An 8,162-nucleotide genomic window follows, 5' to 3' on the forward strand; every position below is an offset into this window, starting at 1 on the left:
GATTTCTAGGAAAGAATTTACCAATAAAGGTAAAATGTACCCTTGATGAAAAAGAAACAGGAGCAAGCATTTGGATACGTTAGCCACAGCAGGCGCACCCAAATCATTTCTCGCAATTTATCTATTATAATCAGATGTTAGTTCAATAGTGCGATCGCGTATTTTTAAATCAAAACCTTCTCGACGACAAATAATGTCATAGTAAACTACAGATTTAATAGATTGCCAAAAGGGCATCAATATTATGCCATTGATTAAATTTGAAATCATCAGTGGTAATGCACTGATAAACATTTTATTTTCATTAGCATAATCTCCAGATAACAATAGGGAGATTAGTTGTCTTAAAATGTTAAATCCTATACTATAAATAAACCATCCTAAAATTTGTATAGGTAAAGTAATTACAAATGATATGAATATAATGGCAATAATCCGCCATGTTAAACCCTTGCTTAGTTGTCTACTTCTCTTAATTGCGCCAATGGAGTTAGTATCATCTTCTATTGCTAGAGGTAAATCAGTAATGAAGAAACGCGAGTAAAACCATAGAGGGCTGAAATAAACAGCTATAGCTGTCGGAATAATGATGATTCTAAATATAGTATTGTCAAAGGGATTTGCTTGATTGATTGGTTGAGATATGGCACCAAAAATTGTTGCTAATATTCCATATATTATTCCGGCAATTATTGAAATTCCAATGTAAACAAGAAAAAATTGTAGTAAACATATTAATATAACTAGAATTGCAGTTATGAGAAACTGCCAAAATCTTTTTTTAATCTGAATTTTTGCAACTTTTGTTTCAGGCTGACCACTAATTTCACTAAACGCTAAACCGGAAATTAAACCAGCGAACGCATAAAATTTTGCCCATCCATAAATCGGGACTATTAGCCATAAATGGGCAAATAATGACAAGCGAGAAAACTTTTTGAAATTTGAACGATATAGATAGCTAGCAAGGCTAACAATATTACCAATATTAAACTGCTGCATAAGATTTGGAAGCATAGGAACTAGGGACTAGGGATTAGGAACTAAGAACTAGGGAAAGGATGCAGGAGGAAGATTTATCTTCCTTGCTTCGTACTCCCTGCTTCCATGCCTGATACCCATTCCCCAATCCCCGATACCCAATCCCTATTAAGGGGTTGTGCTGACATGGTGGCGTGGGTAGCCTATTGCTTTCTCGTGTTCCTGTAATAACCCCATTAATAAACGAAATCACAAGATTATCTCACTTTGGCAGAGCTATTTCTAGCTAATAAATAACTATCTGAGGTTGCTCAATTGTACCATCAGGCATGATAGTATCTCGCAACTTTGCATAAATCAAATTTGTCTTCCAAAGGTTTGCCTTATTCAAGTTTGCTTTAGTTAAATTTGCCCATGTCAAGTCTGCACTAGTTAAGTTAGCCTCAGTCAAATTCGCTTCTAGTAATTTTGCTCCACATAGCTTTGCTCCTGTGAGATTTGCAAAACTTAAGTTAGCTTCAATCAGCGATGCTTCAATTAATTTGGCTTCACTTAAGTCTGCTTCTCTCAAATCCACATCACATAAAGAAGCACTCCAAAGAGTACTACCTATGAATTTCACTCGCCATAGAAAAGTTCCGCACAAATTTGCTCGTGTTAAATCAGCATTAGTCAAATTGGCTTCACATAAAGATGCTTCATACAAATTAGCTTCACGTAAGCTAGCTTGCATCAAATTTGCGCCACTTAAATTAGCACGAGTCAGAACACAGCCAGACAAATTTGCATCACGCAAATCTGCTCCAATTAAATTAATACCACTTAAATCAATTCCTTTCAGGTCGATTCCTCTCAAGTCACATCCATTGAAATCCCGACGCTGAAAATATTTATTTGTGATTTGACTTAAAATAAATTCCTGTTGTTGAGTATAATTTTTCATGGTATTCACCTCTGGGTGTAATTGATCTCATATCATGTCCGCATAATTAGTTATGATTCCCACAGTCATTGCACCCCTTCAGGCCAGGTGCTTAAAGTCGGGCTTTGCCCGCCCAAGGCACTGGCTCTCCTTAATCCCCTCCCCGCTTTTCGGGAGGGGAGACAAAGCGTAGCTTTGGCGGGGTGGGGTGATTCGGGTTTGATAAGTAATCAAGCGGACATGATCTCAAAGGTTGAGTGTGGTAGTTACCGTATATTGAGAGTACACTGCAAACGGAGATTAGCTCAGTAAATAATCAAAAATAAATTAACAAAAAATCGGCAATCATTTGAAAATACGTTTTCTCAGTGGTTTTTAAAACAAAAAATGCTGACATAAGTCAGGAAATATTCATACAACAAGAGTCATTTGTCCTTGGTCATTGGTACTAATGACTTCGATTTCCCTACGGCTTTTTATGAAAAGCTAGGGAATGAGTTAAGATTCAAAATTTCCATCAGTACTGAGTACTTATCTTCACTTATTACCCAGCAGTGATAGCGAAGGCATAACCCAACTTAGTCATGACCTATCCTTTTGTTGCTTTCACTGCTGCACTTTTTGATTTACTTGTAACCAAATTTCTAAACTAGCAAGCAACCACAGCTTGACTCCATAACGACTCCAAGTATCTCCTTGATAGTTTAACCAATTACGAATTGGCAACTGGTTTAAGTAAGGAGCAATACATGCATTTTGATTGAGCAATAAATCTCTGGCTTCTTGCTGCCAATATTTCCGAAATCCTAACTGCACCGGTACCATCATGCCACTTTTGGGACGATGAATAATTTTGTCTGGTAAAATATTTGCGATCGTCGTACCCTTACAGGGAAGCAAGCTACGCGCAGCGTCTCCTAGAGAAGACGTACCGTAGGTAATCGCTTGCTTTAAAACTGCTTTTTCTTCCACTCCAGAAAGCTTATACTCTGGAGGTATCTCCATGCTTAAGTCTACTACTCGTTGGTCAAATAAAGGAGAACGACCTTGCAAAAGAGCAGCTTGAGTCAAGTTACTGACTTTGGTCAGAATTTGGTCAGCGCCTTTAAATTTGATATTCATTGCCATCAAACGATTCAGATAGCTGGCTTGGGAATATAAGTCTTCTGCAAAAACCCAAGGCGCTGTTTGTACTGCTGTCCAAACTTCTGGTTTTAAAAGTTGCGGTAAGTCAACAGCACACTTTTGAAAGGAAATTAAATAAGCTTGCAATGCATCCTGATTGGTGACAGAGCCATATAAACTATTAATTAACATCGGCTGATTTTTTGGCCCACCAAAACAAGGGTCGCCACCTTCACCATTCAAAACTACTTCTACACTTTCTCTGGCCAGGCGTCCCAGTAACAGGTTGGGAACAGTCAGTGGGTCGCCAATGGGGTCATCTAAATAAGCCATTGTTTCCGGCAGGCGTGACCACATATCCTTAAAAGTAATTTCCAAAATATGGTGCTGCGTCTGACAATGGGATGCAACGAGACTGGAAAATTCTAACTCATTGGGACATTCCGAACCAAAATGAATCGAGAAGGTGTGGACTGGTGCTTTGTGGAATTTTGCTACTAAAGCAGTGATACTGCTAGAGTCCAAACCACCGGAAAGAAAAACGCCAACGGGTTCATTTGCTGGTGGTAAATATTCTTGAACAACTTGGTCTAGGAGTTCTCGCAAGCGATCGCCATGCCATGCTAAGGGTTGATCGATTGCTGTAATCTGTTCTTGAAGCTGCCAATAAGCTGTAACTTGGCGATCGGGAAATTCTAAAACGGTTCCAGGTCGCAGTTCCCGCACCTGTTCCCAAAGGGTTCGTTCTCCAGGAACAAAGGCACAACAAAGATAATCTCGTAACGCCATCAAATCTAAATCAGATGAACGATGGGGTGCTAAAGTTCTCAGTTGAGGCGCAATCCAACGAACTGAACCAGTGGTAGTGTAATAGAGAGTACGAACACCGATGCGATCGCGAACCAATCTCAACACCTGTTTCTCTCTATCCCAAACCACTAGTGCAAACATTCCCACAAGTTGGCTAAGACTTTCATTACCCCATCGTTCCCAAAGATTGGCCACTAGTTGCAGATAATTTCCTTGAAAGCTATCCGGTTCAATTCCCAACTTTTGCAGCAACTGCACTCGGTTAGTTAACCAAACATCACCAACAACAACAAATCGTCCTCTAGAACTGATTGCTAATTTCTCCGTCGAAAATTCCGAAGTTGTGCGTGGTAAAATTACAGAAATTTTTTCATCTCGCCAAGCTATATCTTCATAATTTGGATTAATTTTTCCCCACGCTACGCGCCAGGTTGGGTTAGTCTTGATGAATTTGATTTTAGGAGATTTACGATTTTTAAACGCATCAAATAGCATGGGAAATTTTCAAGGCATATTAGAGGTTGTTTGAAAAGTGGTTGGCTGTGATTTTAATCACCCCCCTTAATCCCCCCGATGTATTGGGGGGAAACCGAAAAATCCAGTTCCCTCCCCAATACATACGGCGAGGGTTAGGGTGGGGTAAAAAATATTTGATACATCAATCATGACTTTTCAAACATCCTCTTAGGAGGGGGCTTATGATGTAACTTGTATGATTAGGAAACACCATATCATTTTTACTTCTTATAAAGATCCAGCAATCATCCCAGCAAGTAAAATAAAACCAATCCACACATTTTGCTGGAACATCTTACCATAAGCAGAATTAGGTAAGTGTCGCTCTCTTAATCGCAGAGACTGCCAAACCCATGCGATAGTAGCAACTGCAAGGCTAATCCAGAAGGCTAAGTGCAGATGTATAACTACGCCTAACCAAGACAACAACAAGATTGTGCCAGCAAAGAAAATTCCAATGGCTAGAGGGGCGTAATTACCAAAAAATAGGGCGCTAGAATTAACACCAATGCGGCGATCGTCTTCCTTGTCGCTCATGGCGTAAACTGTATCAAATCCCAATGTCCACAGTACAGTCGCGCCCCAAAGTAACCAAGTTGCTTGGGAGATGGTTTGCGTGACTGCACTCCAGCTAATCAATACCCCAAAACCCCAAGCGATGGAAAGCACCAATTGCGGTACAGGAAACACCCGCTTTGCGCCTGGATAAAGCAAAATTACAGGCACTGCTGCCACACATAACCAGAAACTTAAGGGGTTAAGATAAAAAGCCAAGACTGCTGCACATGCTAAAGATACGATCGCGACTATAATCCCAACTTTCACAGATAAAGCGCGAGAAGCGAGGGGGCGATCGCGTGTTCTCTCCACTTCTGGATCGATATTCCGATCCCACAAATCATTGACAACACACCCAGTTGCACTCGTGGCCAGAGTACCTAATATAATCACACCAACCAGAGGTATAGGCGGTTTTCCTGAAGCTGCCAAAAACACAGCCCAAAGGGCAGGAATCATTAAAATTAACCGTCCTTCTGGTTTATGCCAGCGTAAAAGCCGGATAATTACAAGCCAAATTGGTGACTGGGGGCGTTCTGGCGTTATTAACATAAAAATCAACAAATAACTTTAGATAGATGAATTCACACTTCTTTACATCTATAGAATAACGTTATTTGTTATTTGTAAAAACATAAGCCAAAGTGGCAACTTTAAATATCTTTAAATAGTCACTGCGGTTATAGATAGTAGGGTGAATATACATAGCTCAGTTACCCTCGACCAAGCTGAGTTGCGAATGCTGAGTATTTTTTAATTTACTCAATATTCAGCACTGGCTCAACGCCCTGCTACCGCTAATAGCACTCAGTCTGAGCAAGTGTGTTGTCATAAATATCAGTGCTAGCTACCCCGACGTATCACCGTTTGCCATCATTTCTTAATAAAGAGAGAAAACTAGATGCTGAATTTAGTTTCTAGCTGGGAGAGTATTCCTACTCAACCATCTAAGCAACATCGGATTATTGCTGCCATTGACCTGGGAACAAATTCTCTACACATGGTAGTAGTCAAAATTGACCCCACACTACCAGCTTTCAGCATTATTGCTAGAGAAAAGGAAACCGTGAGGCTTGGCGATCGCAATCTTACCACTGGAGAACTCAAACCAGAGATCATTAAAAAGGCGATCGCGGCTTTAGGACGCTTCCAAGAAGTTGCCAAAACTATCAACGCTGAAACAATCATCGCTGTGGCAACTAGTGCTGTGCGAGAAGCGCCCAATGGTAAAGATTTTTTGCACACAATAGAAACGGAGTTAGATTTAAGCGTTAACTTGATTTCTGGTCAAGAAGAAGCGCGGCGAATCTATCTTGGCGTGCTGTCGGGGATGGAATTTAACAACCAGCCTCATACCATTATTGATATTGGCGGTGGTTCCACAGAATTGATTTTAGGCGATAGTCAGCAAGCCCGCACTCTCACCAGTACCAAAGTTGGTGCAGTGCGACTCACTAGCGAGTTAATCACCACTGACCCCATTAGTAATACTGAGTTTCACTACTTAAAATCTTATACACGCGGTATGTTGGAACGTTCCGTGGATGAGATACTAGCCAACCTAAAGCTTGGGGAATCTCCCCGTTTGGTGGGTACATCTGGCACAATTGAAACCCTGGCGATGATTCATGCACGGGAAAAGTCGGGTGTTATTCCTTCCACTCTCAATGGCTACCAGTTCAGTCTTAAAGACTTGCAAGAGTTGGTAAATCGCTTGCGGAAACTGAGTAATTCCGAAAGGGCTGAGATTCCTGGTATGCCAGAGAAGCGCCCTGAAGTTATCCTGGCTGGCGCAGTCATATTACAGGAAGCAATGACCCTCTTGGGTAGTGAATCGGTTACAGTTTGTGAGCGTTCTCTCAGAGAAGGTGTAATCGTAGACTGGATGTTAACCCACGGTTTAATTGAAGATAAGCTACGCTACCAAAGTTCAGTTCGGGAACGGAATGTTCTCAAACTCGCGGATAAATACCATATCAACTTAGAATACAGTGATCGCGTGGCAAAATTTGCCGAGAGTTTATTTGACCAAACTCAAGGTACTCTACATCACTGGGGAACTGACGAACGACAAATGCTGTGGGCAGCGGCCATATTACACAATTGCGGTCATTATATCAGCCATTCTTCTCACCACAAGCACTCTTACTATTTAATTCGCAATGGAGAATTACTCGGTTATACAGAAACCGAGATTGAAATTATTGCCAATATAGCGCGTTATCATCGCAAATCGCCGCCCAAGAAAAAACATGAAAACTACCAGAGTTTGCTGACTAAACAACAGCGACAGATTGTTAGTCAATTAAGTGCAATTTTGAGATTAGCAGTGGCATTAGATAGACGACAAATTGGTGCGATCGCTCAAGTGCAATGTGAGTATTATCCACAACTTAGGCAGGTCAACCTGTTAATTTTTCCATCTCAACCAGATGATGATTGTGCTTTAGAACTTTGGAGCTTAGATTATAAAAAAGGAGTGTTTGAAGAAGAATTTGGAGTGAAATTAGTAGCAAGTTTAGAAAAGTCTAGCATTGCTAACTTGTCTTAGAAAGTGAGGTGCGTTAACCAGTGTAACGCACCTGAATATAGCTGATGTTTTATGCTTGCGATCGCTAATTCAACTTGAGAAGTTAGGCTCCATATAAAAGCTTTAGGTAAAAATCAGACAACTTTATTTAGTAACTATTTAGGAAGGTATGATTATACAAGTAACTTTCTCTTATATACAAAAACTTTAATTAAACTTGAAACTATATTAGATAAAAATATATATTTAATTTTGACATCTAACTTAAGGACGAATTTATAACTGTCCCAAGAACTATTTAAAAATAAAAATTAGTAATTATAATAAGCTTAACAATCTATAAAATGTAGGTTATGTTGCTAGTGGATATCTAAGCCGGGAAAACTTAGATATCCTTATATAAAATTTCAATAGTTTAATAATTAATCAAGCAAATATGATGTTAGTAACTGAAAAAAACTTGCGCTGACTTTTACCGATAGGTATGGCGATGTCTACTACGGGCTACGCTTACGCAGTTGCTGGAGACTTCAAGGTAAAACTTCGGTAGGTTCATCACCTATGCGTGGGGTGGAGCGTAGTTGCCATCAAATGCAATGTTTCTAACGATATTAATTTAGTCTTACACACCCTACAGCAATTAGGGTAGACATCAACTTGTAAGCGGGAGCATCTCAGTTTTTGAAGTGCCTCAAACCGACAATAATCCATTAAGGTAGG

At 40.1% G+C, this 8,162-nt stretch carries 5 protein-coding genes; 1 reads left to right on the forward strand and 4 read right to left on the reverse strand.

Annotated features, from left to right (window positions below):
* Positions 1 to 117: 117 nt before the first annotated feature.
* From HWQ58_RS22255 to HWQ58_RS22270, 4 genes are all read right to left on the reverse strand, one after another.
* The gene (locus tag HWQ58_RS22255; protein ID WP_292867220.1) at positions 118 to 1,002 is read right to left on the reverse strand and encodes a hypothetical protein; all 885 of its coding nucleotides are present in this window, start codon (positions 1,000 to 1,002) and stop codon (positions 118 to 120) included.
* Between the two features lie 265 nt (positions 1,003 to 1,267).
* Positions 1,268 to 1,924, reverse strand: a complete 657-nt coding sequence (locus tag HWQ58_RS22260; RefSeq protein ID WP_292867222.1) for a pentapeptide repeat-containing protein — start codon at positions 1,922 to 1,924, stop codon at positions 1,268 to 1,270.
* A 585-nt stretch (positions 1,925 to 2,509) separates the two neighbouring features.
* A complete protein-coding gene (locus HWQ58_RS22265) occupies positions 2,510 to 4,333 on the reverse strand; it encodes an asparagine synthase-related protein (RefSeq protein WP_292867224.1) in 1,824 nt (607 codons plus the stop codon).
* A 249-nt stretch (positions 4,334 to 4,582) separates the two neighbouring features.
* The gene (locus HWQ58_RS22270) at positions 4,583 to 5,464 is read right to left on the reverse strand and encodes a 4-hydroxybenzoate solanesyltransferase (RefSeq protein ID WP_292867226.1); all 882 of its coding nucleotides are present in this window, start codon (positions 5,462 to 5,464) and stop codon (positions 4,583 to 4,585) included.
* Between the two features lie 349 nt (positions 5,465 to 5,813).
* Between HWQ58_RS22270 and HWQ58_RS22275 the strand changes: the two genes are divergently transcribed.
* Positions 5,814 to 7,463: a Ppx/GppA phosphatase family protein gene (locus HWQ58_RS22275; protein WP_292867228.1), complete on the forward strand. Its 1,650-nt coding sequence runs from the start codon at positions 5,814 to 5,816 to the stop codon at positions 7,461 to 7,463.
* Positions 7,464 to 8,162: the final 699 nt, after the last annotated feature.

It is taken from the genome of Nostoc sp. LPT (assembly GCF_017115165.1).
In the GTDB taxonomy this organism is placed as follows: domain Bacteria; phylum Cyanobacteriota; class Cyanobacteriia; order Cyanobacteriales; family Nostocaceae; genus Nostoc.